Here is a 19,726-nt window from a genome sequence, read left to right on the forward strand (position 1 = left end):
TAACCGACTTTTGCTATGAGGCAGGGGTTTAAACCCCTGCCGGACTGCCGGACTGTCGAGAGAGCTAAAGTCATCTAAAAACAGTTAACAGTTTACTGTAACGCGGGGCAATCGGTGTTTAAAACCGCACAAAATTTCCCAGGAAATAGTTCCTAAAATTTCGGCCCAATCATCAGCAGTAATTGTATTTTCCCCATCTTGACCCAACAGAGTCACCACTTCCCCGACTTCTAAATCCGGAATATCCGTAACATCTAACATTAATTGATCCATCGTCACAGCCCCGACTTGCGGCACAAATTTGCCCCTAACTAAAACCTGCATTTTAGTAGAAAGATTGCGCGGAATTCCATCTGCATAGCCGATACCAACTACGGCAATCTGTGTCTCGCGCCCAGCGATAAATTTATAGCCGTAACTGACGCCAGTGCCTGCTGCAATTGTTTTTACCTGCGTTACCCGGGCTTTTACCTGCATTGCGGGCTGCAAAGAAGCGATCGCCTGCAAGTGAGGAGCGGGATAAAGACCGTAGGTAGCCAAACCTACGCGCACTAAATCGTAGTGCAAATCGGGGTCTGTGAGGGCGGCAGCAGAGTTTGCCAAGTGCAGGCTGCGGGGGTTAATTCCTGCTGTTTTAATTTGGGCGATCGCCTTTTTGAACCGTTGCTGTTGCTCTCTCATCACGGCCGTATCTGGACTGTCGGCTGTCGCCAAGTGAGAGTAAATGCTGGCTAATTTTAAATTTGGCAAATTATTGACTAATTGCACAAATTCTGTTGCGTCTTGCCAACAAGTACCCAAGCGAGACATTCCCGTATCTAACTTAGCGTGAACCGACAAAGATTGCTTGAGACTGACGAGAACTTCCGAAAAAATTAGGGCTTGTTTGGCAGTACAAATAGTGGGCTGCAAGTGCCATTGGGCGATCGCCTTTACCTGTGCCGGTGTATTGGTTGCCCCCAACAGCAAAATCGGTGCTTCTATCCCAGCTTCCCGCAATTCTATGCCTTCGGGAATTGTCGCCACTCCCAGCCAACTAGCACCTGCTTGCAATGCAGTTTGACTGACTGTAACAGCACCGTGCCCGTAAGCATCAGCTTTCACAACTGCCATCAGTTCTGTGTGGGGAGATAAGAGATTTTTAAGCTGTTTTACATTGTGAGTTAAAGCTGCTAAATTGATTTCTACCCAAGCCCGCTGGCAAAGTCCGCCGTCACCGTCCCACAGCACCGTCTGGCGGGATTTTTGGGTTGTCGATCCTGCGGCCGTTTGTTCCTTACTCAACATTGTCGATCGCTCCTACTTGCTGGCATCATTCAAAACTGCTCGGAGATTTCACCCTAGGTTTGATTATAATAAAATTTGCCTTTGAATCAATCTTATACCAGTTAAAAAAAATCCGGTCAGCGCAGGCAAGCTGTCAAGCACGAGGAACCTCAGTCATTCCCAGTTCTTCAAGTCTCAAATTTACAATCTAAAATGGTATGAGTTGGTGTATCATAGCATCAAAAATACCCGGTAAAAAGTATGGACGGACTGGCTTACCTGCATTTAGCTGAAACTTGGGAAACACCCCCAGCTCAAACTCGATCGCCAAACTCGAAAAAGCACCTAAATTTAGCTGCGACTCCTTTACTTTTCTTTACAATCTGTCTCACAATTTTAAATTTAGTATATCCCGCCCTCGCCATCAAAATGACCAAAGGCGATTGGGGCCCGGAAGTTGTGGAACTACAGAAAACTCTGCAAGCATCAGGACATTTTGGCGGTAAGGCTACAGGATTTTACGGTTCCGTAACCCAGGCTGCGGTGAAAAAGTTCCAAACAGAAAACAACCTGAAAGTTGACGGAATAGTCGGCCCTCAAACCTTTTCGGCCCTGAAAGGGAAGTCGCCAGCCGCCAGCGCTGACCAGGAATCTGCGGAAAAAACAGCATCAAAGGTCGATCGATCTTCGCCATCTCCTACCGCCACAGAAAATAGCAACCAACTCGAAGACAAAACTCAAAATCAGCCCCAACAACCTATATTTCAAAAACCTTTTTTACCACCATTTAAAACAGAAATTCCTGCCCCAAGCCCTGAAAAAGACGAAACAGAAGCACCAGGCAAAAGGCTTGTAAATAATCAAAGTAAAATGACTTTGAAAAAAACCATTTACGGCAAAATCTCGCCAAAATCAATAGTTTATTCTGGAGCGGGTTTGTTCTTTGCTCAAAACATGATGTACAGCCACAGTATAACAGTTTACGATCGCAAATTTAAATTAGTCAAGACTATTTCCGATACAGTAAACTTGTCAAAATTCGGCTTTTCTAAATTCAAAGGCAATTATCAAGGTTCTCCCGTAGAAGCAGCTTTTTCAACAGATGGCAAATATGGCTATGTATCCAACTATCAAATGTACGGCTCTGGCTTTGACAATCCCGGTAGTGACAAATGTTCTCCATCCGCAAAACACGATCAAAGTTTCCTGTACCGCATCAACACCAAAACATTAAAAATAGAAAAGATAATTCCTGTAGGTGCGGTTCCGAAATTCAATGCTGTTTCACCTGACAATCGTTTCGTACTCGCAACCAATTGGTGCAGTTGGGATTTGAGCGTAGTTGATATCAATAAAAACCGCGAAGTTGAGCGGGTCAAACTGGGTGCATATCCTCGGGGTATTGTGGTCACTCCCGACTCAAAAAATGCCTATATTGCTGTCATGGGTTCTTCCGATATTGCGAAAGTCAATCTCCTAGACTTTTCGGTAGAATGGCTAAAAAATATTGGCAATGCGCCTCGTCATTTGACGATAGATCCCAACGGTCACTATCTTTATGCCACTTTGAACGGTGAAGGAAATGTGGCAAAAATTGACTTAAAAACTGGTGAAGTGGTAGATAAAGTTTCAACAGGAAATGCACCTCGCAGCATGACAATTTCCGGTGATGGAAAACTGATTTATGTGGTTAACTATTTCTCGAATACTGTTAGCAAAGTCAGAACAAGCGATCTCAGAGTGCTGCAAACAGTAAATGTAAATTCAAGTCCGATTGGGATTACCTACGATCCGGAAACTAATCAAGTTTGGGTAGCTTGTTATTCGGGCAGTATTATGGTGTTTCAAGATTAAACTAGCAGGTTTGTAATGAGGACTTCAGTACGCAGCAAAGGAGGAAAAAAGACTAAGGTTATTAATACAAACCAGGTTTGTAGTGAGGACTTCAGTCCGCAGCAAACGAGAAAAAAAGACTAAGATTATTAATACAAACCAGGTTTGTATTGAGGACTTCAGTCCGCAGCAGGTTTGTAGTGAGGACTTCAGTCCGCAGCAAATGAGGAAAAAAGACTAAGATTATTAGTAGAAACAGGTTTGTAGTGAGGACTTCAGTCCGCAGCAAATGAGGAAAAAAGACTAAAATTATTAATACAAACCAGGCTCGATCGTTCGGACTTCAGTCCTCAGAAAATACAAAAAAAAGGACTCTCCGTCCTTACTACAAAAAATAACGATTTACTCTGATTCTGGGGCGTGGCTTTGGCTGCGCCCCAAAATTTTATTTAGACGGCTTAACAGGCTTCATAACATAGTCTGAAGGCTTAACAGGCACTTTGCCTTGTTTCGCCATAGCTTCGTAAATCATGGCTGCTACTTCGGCACGAGTTGCTATTTTATTTGGCTGCAACAGTGTGGGTGTCGGATGGTTAACAACAATGCCTGCTTCCGTGGCGGCTGCTACTTTGTTGAGAGCCCATTTAGGGACTTTTTTTCGATCAGTATAAACTTGTAATGTTTGGCTGGGTTTTGCTGAGGGTTTCAGGTTTAAACCGCTAGCTAAAGCTGCTATTACTTCGACGCGGGGAACTTCTTTTTCGGGACGGAAGGCCTTGTCTGGGTATCCTTTAAGATATCCAGTTTTGACGCTGTGGTCGATCGCCCCAGCGATCGGGCTGCTGTCTTTTACGTCTTTAAAATCAACAGGTTTTCGCCGCGGTTCTTTGTCGCCTATTCGCTGAATTAACCGCGCTAATTCGGCTCGTGTCATCGGTTCGTCGGGGCGAAACTTGTTGTCAGCCACATCACTAAAGATTTTGCGATCGACTAAAGCTACAATGAACGGACGCGCCCAATATTTTTCAGGAACATCCGAGAGTTTAACCGGCCCGGCTTTTGGTTGAGCCGCTTTCGGTTTAGTAATGACTGGAGGGACACTCTCGCGCCCGATTGGCGTTTGGGGAACCACAATCGTCCCCATGGGAGGAACCACTGGTAAAACTGGCCCTAAAGGTGCGACTGGGGCGATATCCGGTTGCGATGGAATAACGAATGTAGAGCGCGATGGCACATCCGAATTCGGCTGCACAGGTGTTAATATTGTCGAGTTCCCAGGTACAGCAGCAGGTTGAGAGAAAACCGCTGGAAATTGCCAACTTCTGGCATTCAATCGATCGGGATTTCTGCCTGTTACCCAAAAGAAAATTGCTCCCATCGTGCCGAATGCCACCAAGATCGCAATCAATTCATCGAATCCTAGAGGGTTTCTTTTCCCTGACGGAGGTTGTGAAGAAGACATACTTGTCACCTACATATCAATGTAGCAATTAAATCACATATTTTTTGAGTCTGGCAGAGGCAGAGCTCGCCAACTAAACTATTCCAAACTTCTCACCGTCAATATCTGCGTCGGCGTAGCATCGGGAGGATAGAGAAAAGATAATTCAGCAATTGTGCGATCGCTGCGGATGTTTGCAATCTCTTCGATCAGCGCCTTCTACCGCCGTTCGAGCGACTGCGACTCGGTTGGCGAGAACTTCTACCGCTACCAAAACTCGGACTGCGCCTGTTTTGATTTTGACCGGGCTGCGATCGCCTCAAATCGCTGCCGCCGTAACCCGAACCAGTCGATCGATTCGCCCCGGGCGCTGCTGGATTCCGCGAGGGCACATTCGATGTGGGCGATCGCAAGCGGCCAGTCGTCCTTAAAACTTGACGGTTTCTCACAGCCGGAGGCGGGGCTTGGTAGCGAGTCTGGTATTGATTCACAGCTTGGCGGTAAGTATTCCCGTACCCGCCATAGCCAACCATCACCACACCCGGCTGATAGAATGGCGGCACGTAATATCGCGGTGTAAACAGCAAACTGCCGATCGCCTGACCGGCCAAAGCACCCGCAAACGGCGCCCAGAAGCCTGATTGCTGGCGCACCACCACCGTTTCCTGCTGACCCGTTTGAGGATTAGCAACAGTTTGGGTAACGTTGTGAACGTACTCAATTTTAAAATCTTCTGTCAAATGCAAGCTCGCTTTATTGTTATCCAAGCTGAGATAACTTTTCTTCCCTGCCGAGATTTCTTCCTCCGTCAAACGAGCCATTTGCAAATCGGTAGTGCGGTAAACTGGCGTAGAGCCGGGGGGAGTATTCAGCAACATCAAACTGTACTCGCCATCACTATCATCATAGGTAGCTTGCTGTACGGGATATTGACCTTGAGTCAAGTTATTGCTCGGTGCCGGACGCGCTGTATTCACACTCCGATTTGCCGGAGGATTGGGTGCCTGATTTACACGTGTTTCCGTGCCAGGAGAACCGCAGGCCGTTGCTGTCCACAAGAAAGTTAAAGCCATTAAATAAATTGTCAGTTTTTGTAGCATCATAAATAATTATTGGTAATGGGTTCTGCCGTCGGGTCGTCTGGCCGTCATTTTACCAGAAAGAATTGGTTGAAAGCCCTTGCGCCGGAGCGGGATCAATTTAAATCAGACTATTCATTACTCCAATCCTCGGACTTATAGGTAGAGTTCGCTTTCAAACTGTCACAGGTCAACTGTCAACTGTCAACTGTTGAACCCCCCGTAGCCGAAGGGTGGTCATTGGTCATCAATGCGCGATTTTTAACATTTTTTTGGGTCATTGCGAGATAGGCTATACATGAACGCGCTCTATTATGAAAGCAAACAAGAGTATCTGTTTTTCGTATTGTTTAGTCTCTTAAACTGTGTTATCCCACAACGATATTGAATTCTCTAATGACTACCTCCATACCCGATCGCACTTGATACTCAACTCATTATTTATTCGCTGCTTGAGGACTTACGTCCTGATTACTAACCTTTTTTGGTGAAGATTTTCGAGTTTTCAAAGAGGAATGAGTTCCGGGAAATTGACCAAAACTTGGTCGTTGGTGAGTTCGTCTCCCAACTGTGCCGGAGAAAAGTGAACTTGCACAGCTCGCAGCCTTTCCTGGTAATGTAAATTAATCAGTGCTTTTAAACCGACTTTCAGGGCGTCGAGCTGTGCGAGGTCAGTTTCTAGGGCCGGAACTTCCCCTTCATAGGCGACTGTCAGCATTACCACGACATTTCTAGTTATCGGTAAAGATAAGGGAGAATTTTTATCGTAAACAGAAGTGCTGTGTTGAGGCTCGCTGAGATAGCGATCGGCTGAATCGGTAAAAATTTCATCGACATAATCGCCCGCTTCCCCTTCATCCCAAAAAACATCGCCTTCATTGGCTGCGGCTTGCCAGTAGTTGTCATACTGCAACAGGTGATTGCAAATTTCTACCAGCCCTTCTCCTAACGCTGCTACGTCGCCATCGGCATCAATTGCTTCTCTGGCGGTGCGGTTGAGAACTCCTAACAGCGGTGCCACTTCTTCGCCTGTTAGCTGAACGAAGATGCGGCAAACTGCCAATCGAGTTTTACCTGTAAATTGATTGAATCGATCGCGCCAAGCATTCATAACCTATACTTGTAAATCTGTAGGGCTATATTTACAACAGTAGCAGGCAATTGGAACTCTTGCCGTCTACCCTCAGATTGATCTGAAAAGTATTTTGAGCGACTTCCTGCGCCTACTGTCTCGCTTTGATTGAACTATCGGTATCAGACTCTAATTGCTCTTCATTCCTATCAAATTAGCAAATTATCTGCGTTTATCTGCATTTATCTGCGGTTTATTTCAAGCATCAAAGAGTTAGGCAATTCAAATCAATTGAGTTAATTACTTGCAAAAATAACTGATATTATGTCCTATCGATTACCATAACAAAAAGGGAACGCACGTGCGTTCCAATATTTTTCCAGTTAATCGACAGGATCTGACGCATAAACCTAGTTCGATTGACGAAAATACATAGATTGCAGCTTAGGAACGCGAATTAAATAATTTGTATTTTTCTTGTGGGATGGGCCACAACAACAACAATGAAAATTGCTGTGTTTATTTAATTCCCGTCAAAAAACCTCCAATCTTGTAAAATTGGAGGCTGGTTGAGCGAATATTTTGGTTGCAGATAACTATTTGACGATCGCGCGATCCACTTGTTCGATCGCACTTTCGGCACTCACATCAGAAACTTGGGTTCTAGGCAAATCCAGCTCGCCCCCCGGAGCTTCCGGGTGTTCGCGAACGGCTGCAACCGCATCTGCTGGCTCAATTACACCTGCATCTGCGATCGGATCGATCGGCTCCTCAAAAACTTCAAAATTATCGCTCATCGCAGCGCAAGCAGCAGAAACGCGCTGGCCGGCGCGATAGCTCATGTAAGCTGCACCGGAACCGAAAATCCCAGCCAAACCCAAGAAACCGAGAATTGCTGTTTTGTTGGATCTCCACGGATTCATGCTATCGGAACCCCCAGAACCTAGGAGTGTTGTCCCAGAACCAGATTGAGCGGCTCCAGATTTGTTGTAGGAACAGGGCAAAGCAGATGCGCCGTCACCTAGTGCAATGCTGCTCGCGATCGCGACGGTGGAAGCAATGCCAGCTAACACTTGAAACTTTTTCATGGTGCTCTGGATTTTGTAAAGGATAAGTGAAGTACCCCAACTTGCTTGGCTGAAGTTGGGGCTTCCAACACAGTTAACAAGGACGGTCTTATTCGTCTTCGGAGTTTCCCGTCTCAACAGCCGTTGCCGCCATCCTGCAAGCAAGATTTTGGACTGACACCGCCGACAACAAGGCAGCAATCCCACTTCCTGAGATTGTTTGAGTTCTATTCGTACAACGCATCATGGATTTACGGCAATAGCCAACCAGCAAGATGTGTTCCTTCCCCCTTTCTCATGCGGCGTTGCAGGGCTAAAAGCCTTTTGTGGTCAGCCATGTGGGTGGGTCAATGACCAATACAAGCCTAGCATGATTCTTTGTAGAGGGTTCCGAGAGATTGGCGATTTCGCTTCGCTACATCACCCTGGCTTTCATCCCCCACATGAGCCATGGAGCACCTCGCTTCGCTATTGCTCCATGACATTCTTGTGGGGGATGAAAGCCGACTCTGTTAAAAAATAAATGGTAACAGCTCTTTACAAATGTATCAACTCGAAGCGCGGCCCAAAATCACAGATCGATCGCAAATGTCAGCCCCCGGGGGCGATCGCCACAATCTTTTGAAATTGCCTGTTTAAAAAATTGAAACCATTGTCTGTCAAGCATTTCGGTCAAAAAAAACTCAAAATAAAAATCACGCGCTCCCCCTAGGGCGATCGCGATCGAATTAGAAAACCTGAAGTCAGACAATAGAAATTTTAATCGCAGGGGGCAAATACTTGATGACAAACTACTTTTAAGGCTACTTTTGAAAAGACTTAGTTATTGGAAAAACTTTTATTTTTATGACAGACACCGGGAATCAAGGCATTGAGCGAGAACCTCATCGATTGTTAGTGACGGGCGGGGCTGGATTTATCGGCTCGAATTTTGTTCATCACTGGTGCACCAGCTATCCGGACTCACGAGTAATCGTACTCGACGCTTTAACCTACGCCGGTAACAGACAAACCCTAGCAAGTCTCGAAGGCGGAGAAAATTTTCGGTTTGTCCAAGGAGATATTTGCGATCGTGCCCTAGTCGATACCTTGCTCAAAGAAGAAAACATCAACACAGTCGCCCACTTTGCCGCAGAATCCCACGTTGACAGGTCAATTATCGGGCCCGGCGCCTTCGTTCAAACCAACGTTGTCGGCACCTTCACCCTGTTAGAAGCCTTCCGCAAGCATTGGGAAGCAATTGACGATGCGTCTGTCAAAGCCCAAATGCGCTTCCTCCACGTTTCCACCGACGAAGTTTACGGCAGCCTCGGCCCCGACGACCCAGCATTTACCGAAACCACCGCCTACTCCCCTAACAGTCCCTACTCAGCCTCCAAAGCCGGCAGCGACCACCTCGCCCGCGCCTATTTCCACACCTACGGCCTTCCAACAATCATCACCAACTGTTCCAACAATTACGGCCCCTATCACTTCCCCGAAAAATTGATTCCACTAATGTGCATCAATATGCTATTGGGCAAATCGCTGCCAGTATATGGCGACGGTCAAAACGTCCGAGATTGGCTGTTCGTGCTCGACCACTGCCGCGCCTTAGATGCCGTTATCAACCGCGGCCAGCCCGGGGAAACCTACAATGTCGGCGGCAACAACGAGGTAAAAAATCTCGATTTAGTCAAAATGCTCTGCCAGCTAATGGACGAATTAGCTCCAGATTTGCCCGCGCGTCCTTGCGAACAACTGATCTCATTTGTCAAAGATCGAGCCGGGCACGATCGGCGTTATGCGATCGATGCCAACAAAATTAAAACAGAGTTAGGTTGGACTCCCTCAGTCACAGTTGAACAAGGTTTGCGGCAAACTGTGGAATGGTACTTAGCCCATCGCGAGTGGTGGGAACCCCTGCTTTCAGAGGAATATCAAAATTACTACCGCAAGGTTTACGCTCATCAGTAATTGGTAATTCCTAATTCCGGTAAGGTGCGCGCTGCGCACCCTACAAATTATTGTGATTTAATTAAGTCTAATTCCCTATCACAAACATTGATGCTTGTCAATCTTTGTGAAGATTTAGTTAACAGTCATCCCAAACGCATAAATTTAAGTGCTTGTAGCTGATAATTTCTATAGAGTTACAAGATTAAGCATTTTAAAAGCTTTTAGTAAAAAACAGAAAGCAGCAATGACCGAAATCAACTGGCTCAAACAAGTCCAAGAACCTAAATACTGGCTGTTAGGCATCGGCTCCGGTTTGATTGCCCTCCACCTGACTCTGACTTCCAGAACCAACGACACAGACCTATTTGGCACAATGTTACTGTTTTGGGGAGTCGTGGCATTTCTGATTTGGGAAAGGCACGAATCCTTAACCTTTGAAAGCGGAATTTTTGCCAGCTTTTTTGGGGCATCGTTAATTGCTTTCATCTTGCTCAAAAGTTCCTCCATATCTGGATACGACTTTTTTATCAGAGTTTCCCCTTTCTTATCTGGAATCAGTCTGGCTTTGCTAGCTTCCGGCACAAAACGACTGAAACAATATTGGCAAGAACTGCTAATACTTGCCTATACAGCTATTTCTCCCGGATTGATCGGAAACTTCGTTGACGTAGCCCCAATAACAGCAAAATTTTCAGCTTTCATCCTGCACTATCTAGGATTGGAAGTGGTACGGAAAGGAGTATTTCTCATCCTAGAAAAAGGCAGCGTGGAAGTGTATCACGGCTGTTCGGGCGTGAATGCGATTCTACAATTGTTAGGACTAGCGCTGGTTTTCTTGCTGATGTTTCCGACAACTCCGGGTCAAAAGATTGTCGTGCCAATCGTGGCAATAATTACTGCATTTGTCGTGAATGCCGCGCGAGTTGCTCTCATGGCCGTGCTGGTCTCGCTATCTCAACCGCAAGCATTTAAATACTGGCACGAAGGAAATGGTTCGGTAGTCTTTTCAATGATTGCTGTCTTCATTTTTGGGTTATTCTGCTGGTTTGCAATTTTGAAAGACGAACCCCAAAATAAGGAAAAACAGAATTGCTAATGGCTATTACCTATTGGAAACCACTGAGGATTTCCCTGTTGGCTGTTACTTTGGGAGGAGTTTTGTTGGTCGCCGGAAAATTGATATTTTATCCCTCCGCAGGCAATAATGTGGCAACCAACTTTGACTTTCCCCCTGCGGTGCCTCTAGCCGACTGGAAACAGCAGAAGAGCGCGCCGCTGGCAATTACCGAAAATTCCGAATTCAAAGCTGCCCGGAAATATGAATATCAAAAAAATGGCACCAATCTAGAAATAGAGATGCGCTACGCGGTCAACACCATTGGGGATGTTGAAGGTATGATGAAGGGAAATACTGTTCTCAAGTCATCTCCTGATAAACTATCATTAGCAAACACTCAAAGTGCGGGGTTTCACGGAATTTTGCAACAGCAAAATCGACTGTATTTGAGTTCCTGTATCAACCCTCGCGGCGGTGCTACAGTGACTTCCCAACAGTTTAGATACAATCGAAATACTCGCGATTGGCAGCCTAACCGCATTTTGTTTTGGCTGTTGGGTAGGGGAAATATTCAAGACAGGCGCTGTTTGTGGACTCAGATGTCTGTACCTTTGGATAAAACAACTCCAGAAAATGCCCAAAAACTGCTAGAAAATGCCTGGGTTGATTGGCATGGATGGTGGCAACCGCGCTTTCCCGAACCTTAAGTGAAGTCCATAGGATTTAGGCACGGGTGGTCGGAAACCGGGTTGATGGACGAAAATTATTCGCAGTAGCCCGCAGTCAGGGTAAAAAACCCGGTTTCTTTGCTATTAGTGGGTAAGTCCCGAACGAGAGAGATTTTTGTTAACAACAACTGTGATTATTTTATGAATGACGTACAGGGCGAGCAAGGTTTTTCTATCTACAGACTGCGTTGGATTGGCTACGGTCTATTAATTCTATCTTTATTAGATACGATCGCAGTTTTGATACCAGCAAATTTTGGCAATCGCGTCTGGGAATTGCAGACGATTGGCGCTGTAGTGGAACGAGTACCAGTTCCTCTGCTAGCAATGGCGCTGATATTTTTTGGAGAAGGATACGACCGCACAGGTTTTGAAGATTTGTTGTTGAAAGTTTTGTCATGGGTTTCTCTGCTGCTGGCGGTGATTTTTCTGTTGATGCTGCCTTTGGGAATTTTTGGCACTATTTACGTCAACAACCAAAACAACAAACAAATTAATACTCAAGCCAACCAACAATTAGCTCAGTTGCAGCAGGTGGAAGACAAGCTAAACAAGGGCACTCCTGAAGATTTGAAGAATTTGGCGGGGGAACTTACCCGTTTGGGAGTACAAGCGGATACGCAAAACCCGCAGGAATTGAAAAACCAAATTCTTTCGAGAATTACTCCGGCTAAGGAACGCTTGCAGGCCCAAAGCGCCACGGTGCAGTCGAGTCAGCGGATGGGGTTATTTAAAAATGCTATTAAGTGGCTGCTGGGCGCGCTGATTTCTAGTGTTTTGTTTTTCACAATCTGGCGCGGTACTGATTGGGCTCGTTAGTATTTTGAAGTTGGGTTCGGTGCGCGTTGCGCACCTACAAAATTATTAATTTAGGTGCTGAGCGATGGTATTTTCTAGTTTTTCGGCAATACCTTCTACCCAGTTTTCATCTTGCTTGGTGTAGCTGCGCGGCGCGTTAGCACCTAAGATTAACACGCCTTGAGTGCCCAGAGGCTGACAGATCACTCCTTGGGTATTTTCTGGCAAATAGTCGAATTCGATTTTGCCGGGATAAATATCGAGCTTTACTAAATAAACTGGTTTGTTTTTGTCGAGGACTCGCTGCAATATTGGCCCTGGCTTGACTTCGGGATTGATGCCTAAGATGCCGCGCCTCAATAAGACTTTTCCTTGATATACAATGACGATCGCCCTTGTCGCAGTATTTGTCAACAGCAAACGTGACGCCCAGGCTAATTCTAGCTTGACGGCATCGGGCAAATCCGGCGCCAGCTCGAAGCCTTCAGAGCCGATAAGCTGTACCGAATCGGGCGATCGCGCTTGCACCTGTTGCCACAGCAAACCTGTTAAAATCAGCAGGGCGCTGATAATTACTCCCAAAACGTCCGATCGAGCTTGAGAGTCTGTAATTTGTGGCGTCAGCAAGCGGTTGACCATCAGCAGCGTACCTGCTAACCCTCCCGCCACTAAGGGTAATTGTCGCAATACTTTATTTGGGTCGGATTTTGTCATTGGTCATTGGTCATTGGTCATTGGTCATTGGTCATTGGTCATTAGTCATTAGTCATTAGTCATTAGTCATTAGTCATTGGTCATTGGGAGTATCTCAGTTTTGTAGTGCGAGCGTCCCCGCTCGCGAGTATCATGATACTTGCGAGCGGGGGCGCTCGCACTCAAAGAAAAAAAGTTTTTACCAAAAAGAGATGCTCCCATTAGTCATAAGTCAGCAGTCATGAGTCAGCAGTCATGAGTCAGCAGTCATGAGTTATTAGTCATGAGTAGTTGGTAATTTAACAACTGCCAACTGCCAACTGTCAACTGTCAACTCTCAACTGTCAACTGTCAACTCTCAACTGTCAACTGCCAACTGTCAACTGTCAACTGCCAACTATCAACTGCCAACTGTCAACTGTCAACTCTCAACTGTCAACTCTCAACCGACTTCGCCAATTTCGACAATTCGCTGGAATAGATAGCCGGTACCGCGGGCTGTGAGAATTAATTCAGGATTGCTGGGGTCGTCTTCCAACTTTGCCCTCAACCGGGAGATGTGAACGTCCACAACGCGGGTGTCTACGTGGCGTTCAGGCGTGTATCCCCAAACTTCTTGCAAAATTTCCGATCGCGAAAAAGGCTCTCCAGAACGGCTGACAAGCAGCTCTAACAAGCTGAATTCCATGCCTGTGAGCCTAATTCGTTCGTCGCCTTTGTAAACTTGGCGCTTGTTGGTGTCAATCCTAATGTTGGTGACTTGGATGACTCCAGAACTGGGAATGCCGGACGTGCCATTTTTGTCAACCCTCCGCAGTACCGAACGAATCCGGGCTTCGAGCTCTTTGGGAGAAAATGGTTTGACAACGTAATCGTCGGCGCCCAATTCTAAACCGGTGATGCGATCGGCTACGTCTCCCAAAGCGGTTAGCATGATGATGGGAACGTCTGACTCTTTGCGTAACTCCTGACAGACGCCATAACCATCAAGTTTTGGCATCATCACATCCAAAACTACTAAGTCGGGTTCGGTGTTGCGAAATGTTTCGAGAGCTTCTTCGCCGTCAGCAGCGGTGACAACATCGTAGCCAATCATGGAAAGGCGAGTCTCCAGAATGCGGCGGATACTGGCTTCGTCATCCACTACCAGAATTTTTTCTTTATGATTTTCCAATTTACCGAGCACTCCTTAAGTTACATTTCAGATAATGTTATTTTTTTTTACCCTATCATAGAAGACACAAACTCATTAGCCTGTGGCGATCGGTCTGAAAGCTTGATAATTGCTTTAACTCAGACTTTTTCAAATTTTAAGGGTGACTATTTATCATAAAACAATGCCTAAGCCTCGAATACAATATATTTGTCGGGAATGTGGGTATGATTCACCACAATATTTTGGCAGGTGCCCTAGCTGTCACAAGTGGGATTCTTTTGACGAGCAGTTAGAACCACATACTGCTGGTGGGCCACGGGCTGGTTTGACTGGGGTGACAACTAAGGCAGTGGGCGGTTCGCCTCCTGATAAGTCGAAGGGTCAACCAAAGGTATCTTTTAGATTATCGCAGATTTCCGACCAAACTCAGTCTCGCTGGCCTTCTGGCTATGGGGAACTCGATCGAGTTTTGGGAGGTGGGATTGTTCCGGGATCGCTGGTGTTGATTGGCGGGGAACCGGGAATCGGGAAATCGACGCTGCTATTACAGATGGCGAATATGTTGGCGCGCAAGGATAGAATACTCTATGTTAGTGCGGAGGAGTCTGGTCAGCAAGTAAAATTGCGATCGCAGCGTTTGGGTGTGGCTAATCCGGTTAATTTGTCAAGCAATGGCGGAAATAAATCTGATAGCAATGGGGATGCTAAAACGGATTCCCAGGACAATTCAGCGGAGAATTTCTACTTGCTTCCAGAGACGGATTTAGAAGTTGTTTTGCGGGAGTTGGAAGCGCTGAAACCGAATGTGGCGGTGATTGATAGCATCCAAACTATTTATTTTGCTAATTTAACATCGGCTCCAGGTTCGGTGGCTCAGGTACGGGAATGTACGTCTGCTTTGATGCAGGTTGCAAAAAGGGAAAATATTACTTTATTCTTGGTTGGTCACGTTACTAAGGATGGATCTTTGGCGGGGCCGAGGGTTTTGGAACATTTGGTAGATACTGTACTGTATTTTGAGGGCGATAGATTTGCTTCTCATCGCCTTTTGCGATCGATGAAAAACCGTTTTGGCGCGACTCATGAAATCGGCGTTTTTGAAATGGTAGCCAATGGTTTGCGAGAAGTAGATAATCCGTCGGAGTTATTTTTAGGCAATAAAGATGAATTTTCTCCTGGTACTTCGACGACGGTTGCTTGCGAGGGAACTCGACCGATTTTAGTGGAGATTCAGGCGTTAGTCAGCCCTGCGAGTTTTGGTTCGCCACGCCGTTCTACTACTGGTGTGGATAGTAGTAGATTGCAGCAAATTTTGGCTGTTTTGGAGAAAAGGGTGGGGATTCCTTTGTCTAAATTGGATGTGATTGTGGCGTCGGTAGGCGGGTTGAAGGTGGAGGAACCGGCGGCGGATTTGGGGGTGGCGATCGCAGTTGTGGCCAGTTTTCGCGATCGGGTAATTGATGCGCGCACAGTTTTGCTCGGAGAAGTCGGTTTGGGAGGACAAGTGCGGCCGGTGTCCCAATTAGAGTTACGGCTAAGGGAAGCGGCGAAATTGGGTTTCAAAAGGGCGATTATTCCTAAGAATCAATCCGTGCCAGATTTGGGGATGGAAATTATTCCGGTGGCTAGAGTAATCGATGCAATTATTGCGGCGATTCCGGCTACTCCGGCTCAGTTGCAGTCTGATGATATGGAAGTACAATCTGTTGATTTGGAGGAAGAGGATTTATCGAATTGAGTTAGAATGGTGATGTTTTCAACAGTTGACAGTTGACAGTTGACAGTTGACAGTTTGAGATGGACCTCTACCTATAAGGAAGAGGATTGGAGTAATGAATAGTCTGATTTTAATTTCTCCCTCAAAGGGTTCCGGCTTTTAACCAATTCTTTCTGGTAAATAGATATTAAGGAGGCACAAGTTATGTATCTAGTAGACATTGTTGAGGCTAAAGAAAAACTTCTGGAATTAATCGAAGCGGCGATGAGAGGTGAAGAAGTTGCCATTAGTAAAGATAATCAGCCTGTTGTAAAATTGGTAGGAATTCCCAAACAAGCTAAACCGAATCGACAAGCAGGGAGTGCTAAAGGAATGGTTTGGATGTCCGATGATTTTGACGAACCGCTAGAAGAGTTTAAGGAGTATATGGAATGAGGCTGTTGTTGGACACTCATGCCTTTATTTGGTATACGACAGACAGTTCAAGACTGAGCATAACAGGGCGATCGCTAATTGACAACGGAGATAACGATATTCTCCTGAGTACAGCTAGTGTCTGGGAAATGGCGATTAAGCATAGCATCGGCAGGCTAAACTTTAGTCTGCCTTTTATGGAGTTTGTCAAGCAGCAAATAGCAGTTAATAGAATTGAGATACTCGAAATAAGTTTTGACCACATTGAGGTTGTGGCTTCACTGCCTTTGCATCACCGCGATCCATTTGACAGGCTGATAATTGCCCAATCTATGGCAGAACAGATACCCGTTTTGAGCGTTGATGCTATTTTTGATGCTTATGCGATCGCGCGGCTGTGGTGAATTAAGTTAGTATAAAAATAAAGAGGCGAAGATGAAACAATTTAGAATTATAATTGAAAAACATCCCGACGGTTATGTAGCCTATCCCCTTGGCATCAAAGGTGCCATAGTTGGTGAAGGTGACACCTATGAGGAAGCATTAGCTGATGTCAAGTCAGCTATTCGCTGCTACATCGAGATATTCGGCCAAGAAATTATGGAAGACGAATCATCCGCTGTCGAGACTTTTTTAGTAAAGGCAGAGGTGGCTATTTAATGTCGAAATTTCCTGTCGATGCTCCTAAAAAACGAGTCATCAGAACATTTCAGTTTTAGGGTTTTAGGATTATTAGAGAACGCGAACATATTGTCATGGTGCGAGAAAATCAGGATGGCACGGAGACTCCGCTGGTAATGCCTAACCACGATCAAATAAAATCAGGGACACTGAGAGCAATTTGTACTCAGGCGGGAATTTCAAGAGAGGAATTTTTAATAGCTTATGCACAAAGTTGAGTGGAGATGCTATCTAAGCTCGCACTTAAAATATGTCAAATTATCGATCGCCATAAGTTATAAATGTTTCAAACTCCCAACTGGCAATGCGTACACACCCTTCACGGACATTCAAGTTCGGTAACTTCTGTTGTCATCACCCCAGACGGACAGACTATAGTTAGCGGAAGTTCTGATAGTACCATTAAGCTGTGGAACCTCAACACAGGGGAAGAAATTCATACTTTATCAGGACATTCACAAGGGGTTACATCTATTACCCTCAGCCCTGACGGGCAAACTCTTGCTAGCTACAGTAAGGACAAAACTATCAAACTGTGGAATCTCAGGAACAGACAACAAATTTACACAATTAGTGGACATTCTGAGGAAATTACTTCTGTAGTTATCAGCCCCGACGGGAAGACTCTCGCAAGTGCGGATTATACAACTATCAAAGTGTGGAATGTTAGCAATGGAGAAGAAATTAGGACTTTAAAGTGGCAAGTAAAAGTATATTATGGTTTTTATCTTGCATTTAGCCGTGACGGGCAGATTCTAGTTACTAGCAGTGGAGATGATTATGTTTCTCTAAGTGCAGTAGCTTTTAATTTAACTACTGGAGAGGAAATCTGGGCAAAAAATTGGCAGGATGGTATGGACTCTGTTTATTCAATGGGTGTCAGTCCAGATGGAGAAAGTTTGGCGACTTTTCACATATCGAATAGCACTATCAAGCTATGGAATATTTATACTGGAACAGAAATCTCTAATGTTGCGGAAAATTCAACGGCTTATAACTGCTTAGTTTTTAGCCCGGATGGCAAAATTATCGCAACTGGTGGGTGCGAGTGTGAGAGCGAAGATGATAGTAGCGAACCCGGAACTATCGAACTTTGGAATCTTGATACTAAAGAAAAAATCTGCACTCTCCTAGGGCATTCATCGGAAGTTTACTCTGTGACTTTTAACCCTGATGGAAAGACTCTAGTTAGTGGCAGCGATGACAGTACGGTCAAGATTTGGCAAAGAGATTTATAATCTCAGGATTTTTTTATTACTTTTAATTAGCTTTTTAGCAGAAATATGAACAAAGCAAAAAAACAGCGCAAAAATCAGTGGTCAAATGAACTAAGCGACATCATTCGAGGTGCATCGGGCGGCTTTTTGTTCGGGATTCCGCTGCTGTATACGATGGAGGTTTGGTGGATCGGTTCCTCTACTAAACCAGCGCAAATGTCGATCGCCATCGTAACTACTTTTCTCGTCGTTTTCTTGCTGACTCGCACCGAAGGTTTTCGCAAAACTAAGGACATCGGCTGGCGAAAAGCTGCAATCGATACCGTAGAAGCGATCGCGATTGGCATTGTCTGCGCCGCTGTCATCCTGTTTTTGCTGAGGGAAATTACGCTGGATACTCCGCTGCAAGAAGCTTTGGGGAAAATCATCTTTGAAGGCCTGCCCTTTGCCTTGGGAGTGGCCCTGGCAAGTGGTTTCTTGAGCGGCGATCGCTATCAAAGCTCAGACAGCGACAGCGAACCGATGATTAATCCCACTTTAGCAGATATCGGCGCTACTTTAATCGGCGCGATGATAATTGCTTTCAACATCGCCCCAACTGACGAAATTCCGATGCTAGCATCAGCTATTTCGCCGCCTTGGCAATTAGCTATCATCGCCGCTTCGCTGCTAATTTCCTACGGTATTGTCTTCGCAGCAGGCTTTACTTATCAAGCAAAACGCCAGCAGCAGCAAGGCATTTTTCAGCGTCCCCTCAGCGAAACTGTGATGGCGTATTTAGTATCGCTGGTGGCTTCTGCATTTATGTTGTTTTTCTTCCACAAACTCAGCTTTGACGATCCGTGGTCTGTTTGGTTGGGCTATACGTTAGTATTGGGATTGCCGGCGACTGTTGGCGGCGCGGCGGGGAGGTTGGCGGTATGAGTGAAAGTAATGCCGAAAGTAAGAAGGAACAACCGCAAAAAAGAACTTTTGCTGAATGGGTGACATTTGCGATCGCCTGTTCGATCCTGTCTACCGTCACCGGACTCGTGCTCTACAACTGGGCGACTAAAAAGCAGGAACCTCCTGCGATCTCTGTGACTCGCAATGAGCCAATTCGCGCCACCAAAGGGCAATTTTACGTGCCGTTTAAAGTTACTAATACTGGTGGCGAAACGGCCCAATCAGTGCAAGTTGTAGCCGAACTGCGCGTCAACGGCGAAGTCTTGGAATCTGGAGACCAGCAAATTGATTTTTTGTCAAGCGGCGAAACGAAAGAAGGAGCTTTTATTTTTAGTCGCAATCCCAGTCTAGGTGAATTGATTGTGCGATCGAGCAGTTATCAATTGCCTTAACAAAGATTGGATTCGGCGGTTTAAATATATCAAAAGTCAATTGATCGTGTCTCGTAAATCACACCATAAAAAAGGTTCGTAGTCAGGACTTTAGTCCTTGAATTTCTGCGGACTGAAGTCCTCCCTACAAACTAATAAAAAAGGTTCGTAGTCAGGACTTTAGTCCTTGGATTGATCCGGACTGAAGTCCTCACTACAAACTAATAAAAAAGGTTCGTAGTCAGGACTTTAG

The 19,726-nt window shown here is 45.6% G+C and carries 22 protein-coding genes; 13 read left to right on the forward strand and 9 right to left on the reverse strand.

Going from position 1 to position 19,726, the window contains the following annotated elements:
* Positions 1-84: 84 nt before the first annotated feature.
* Positions 85-1,287: an alanine racemase gene (gene alr, locus QT974_RS08240; protein ID WP_333468022.1), complete on the reverse strand. Its 1,203-nt coding sequence runs from the start codon at positions 1,285-1,287 to the stop codon at positions 85-87.
* 240 nt (positions 1,288-1,527) lie between these two features.
* On the opposite strand from alr, the gene QT974_RS08245 reads away from it, so the two are divergent.
* Positions 1,528-3,120: a peptidoglycan-binding protein gene (locus QT974_RS08245; protein ID WP_333468023.1), complete on the forward strand. Its 1,593-nt coding sequence runs from the start codon at positions 1,528-1,530 to the stop codon at positions 3,118-3,120.
* A 424-nt stretch (positions 3,121-3,544) separates the two neighbouring features.
* On the opposite strand, the gene QT974_RS08250 is transcribed toward QT974_RS08245, so the two are convergent.
* From QT974_RS08250 to QT974_RS08270, 6 genes are all read right to left on the reverse strand, one after another.
* Positions 3,545-4,561, reverse strand: coding sequence for an S-layer homology domain-containing protein (locus tag QT974_RS08250; RefSeq protein ID WP_333468024.1), 1,017 nt, complete (start codon positions 4,559-4,561; stop codon positions 3,545-3,547).
* A 78-nt stretch (positions 4,562-4,639) separates the two neighbouring features.
* Positions 4,640-4,753: a DUF3370 family protein gene (locus QT974_RS34755; protein ID WP_442933165.1), complete on the reverse strand. Its 114-nt coding sequence runs from the start codon at positions 4,751-4,753 to the stop codon at positions 4,640-4,642.
* Entirely contained in the window at positions 4,750-5,643 is an 894-nt protein-coding gene (locus QT974_RS08255) for a hypothetical protein (protein ID WP_333468025.1), read from the reverse strand. The genes QT974_RS34755 and QT974_RS08255 overlap by 4 nt, the downstream gene beginning before the upstream one ends.
* Before the next feature lie 481 nt (positions 5,644-6,124).
* Positions 6,125-6,730 (reverse strand): DUF1517 domain-containing protein, encoded by a 606-nt coding sequence (locus QT974_RS08260; RefSeq protein WP_333468026.1) that lies wholly within the window; start codon positions 6,728-6,730, stop codon positions 6,125-6,127.
* A gap of 557 nt (positions 6,731-7,287) precedes the next feature.
* Positions 7,288-7,779, reverse strand: coding sequence for a hypothetical protein (locus QT974_RS08265; RefSeq protein ID WP_333468027.1), 492 nt, complete (start codon positions 7,777-7,779; stop codon positions 7,288-7,290).
* Positions 7,780-8,329: 550 nt separating this feature from the next.
* Positions 8,330-8,509 (reverse strand): hypothetical protein, encoded by a 180-nt coding sequence (locus QT974_RS08270; RefSeq protein ID WP_333468028.1) that lies wholly within the window; start codon positions 8,507-8,509, stop codon positions 8,330-8,332.
* Positions 8,510-8,604: 95 nt separating this feature from the next.
* Between QT974_RS08270 and rfbB the strand changes: the two genes are divergently transcribed.
* From rfbB to hpsJ-A, 4 genes are all read left to right on the forward strand, one after another.
* Positions 8,605-9,714 (forward strand): dTDP-glucose 4,6-dehydratase, encoded by a 1,110-nt coding sequence (gene rfbB, locus QT974_RS08275; RefSeq protein ID WP_333468029.1) that lies wholly within the window; start codon positions 8,605-8,607, stop codon positions 9,712-9,714.
* Between the two features lie 226 nt (positions 9,715-9,940).
* Complete coding sequence (gene crtA, locus QT974_RS08280) at positions 9,941-10,792, forward strand: cyanoexosortase A (protein ID WP_333468030.1); 852 nt, start codon at positions 9,941-9,943, stop codon at positions 10,790-10,792.
* Complete coding sequence (locus QT974_RS08285; protein WP_333468031.1) at positions 10,792-11,460, forward strand: cyanoexosortase A system-associated protein; 669 nt, start codon at positions 10,792-10,794, stop codon at positions 11,458-11,460. Before crtA ends, QT974_RS08285 begins: the two co-directional genes overlap by 1 nt.
* Before the next feature lie 162 nt (positions 11,461-11,622).
* Entirely contained in the window at positions 11,623-12,300 is a 678-nt protein-coding gene (gene hpsJ-A, locus QT974_RS08290) for an HpsJ-like protein, cyanoexosortase A-associated (protein ID WP_333468032.1), read from the forward strand.
* Positions 12,301-12,345: 45 nt separating this feature from the next.
* On the opposite strand, the gene QT974_RS08295 is transcribed toward hpsJ-A, so the two are convergent.
* Together QT974_RS08295 and rpaB are read right to left on the reverse strand one after the other, a co-directional pair.
* Positions 12,346-12,993 carry a cofactor assembly of complex C subunit B gene (locus tag QT974_RS08295; protein WP_333468033.1) on the reverse strand — a complete coding sequence of 216 codons (648 nt, stop codon included), beginning with the start codon at positions 12,991-12,993 and terminating at the stop codon, positions 12,346-12,348.
* 421 nt (positions 12,994-13,414) lie between these two features.
* Positions 13,415-14,146 carry a response regulator transcription factor RpaB gene (gene rpaB / locus QT974_RS08300; RefSeq protein WP_332993918.1) on the reverse strand — a complete coding sequence of 244 codons (732 nt, stop codon included), beginning with the start codon at positions 14,144-14,146 and terminating at the stop codon, positions 13,415-13,417.
* A gap of 163 nt (positions 14,147-14,309) precedes the next feature.
* On the opposite strand from rpaB, the gene radA reads away from it, so the two are divergent.
* The 8 genes from radA to QT974_RS08340 all read left to right on the forward strand — a co-directional run bounded on the left by radA (position 14,310) and on the right by QT974_RS08340 (position 19,494).
* Positions 14,310-15,866 carry a DNA repair protein RadA gene (gene radA / locus QT974_RS08305; RefSeq protein ID WP_333468034.1) on the forward strand — a complete coding sequence of 519 codons (1,557 nt, stop codon included), beginning with the start codon at positions 14,310-14,312 and terminating at the stop codon, positions 15,864-15,866.
* A 183-nt stretch (positions 15,867-16,049) separates the two neighbouring features.
* The gene (locus QT974_RS08310) at positions 16,050-16,280 is read left to right on the forward strand and encodes a type II toxin-antitoxin system Phd/YefM family antitoxin (protein ID WP_333468035.1); all 231 of its coding nucleotides are present in this window, start codon (positions 16,050-16,052) and stop codon (positions 16,278-16,280) included.
* Positions 16,277-16,663, forward strand: coding sequence for a type II toxin-antitoxin system VapC family toxin (locus QT974_RS08315; protein ID WP_333468036.1), 387 nt, complete (start codon positions 16,277-16,279; stop codon positions 16,661-16,663). Before QT974_RS08310 ends, QT974_RS08315 begins: the two co-directional genes overlap by 4 nt.
* 31 nt (positions 16,664-16,694) lie before the next feature.
* Positions 16,695-16,919 (forward strand): type II toxin-antitoxin system HicB family antitoxin, encoded by a 225-nt coding sequence (locus QT974_RS08320; protein WP_333468037.1) that lies wholly within the window; start codon positions 16,695-16,697, stop codon positions 16,917-16,919.
* Positions 16,920-16,990: 71 nt separating this feature from the next.
* Entirely contained in the window at positions 16,991-17,158 is a 168-nt protein-coding gene (locus QT974_RS08325) for a type II toxin-antitoxin system HicA family toxin (protein ID WP_333468050.1), read from the forward strand.
* 63 nt (positions 17,159-17,221) lie between these two features.
* Positions 17,222-18,178: a WD40 repeat domain-containing protein gene (locus QT974_RS08330; RefSeq protein ID WP_333468038.1), complete on the forward strand. Its 957-nt coding sequence runs from the start codon at positions 17,222-17,224 to the stop codon at positions 18,176-18,178.
* A gap of 45 nt (positions 18,179-18,223) precedes the next feature.
* Positions 18,224-19,081 carry a TIGR02587 family membrane protein gene (locus QT974_RS08335; protein WP_333468039.1) on the forward strand — a complete coding sequence of 286 codons (858 nt, stop codon included), beginning with the start codon at positions 18,224-18,226 and terminating at the stop codon, positions 19,079-19,081.
* A complete protein-coding gene (locus tag QT974_RS08340; RefSeq protein ID WP_333468040.1) occupies positions 19,078-19,494 on the forward strand; it encodes a TIGR02588 family protein in 417 nt (138 codons plus the stop codon). The genes QT974_RS08335 and QT974_RS08340 overlap by 4 nt, the downstream gene beginning before the upstream one ends.
* Positions 19,495-19,726: the final 232 nt, after the last annotated feature.

This window comes from Microcoleus sp. BM001215392, assembly GCF_036700185.1.
Lineage (GTDB): Bacteria > Cyanobacteriota > Cyanobacteriia > Cyanobacteriales > Microcoleaceae > Microcoleus.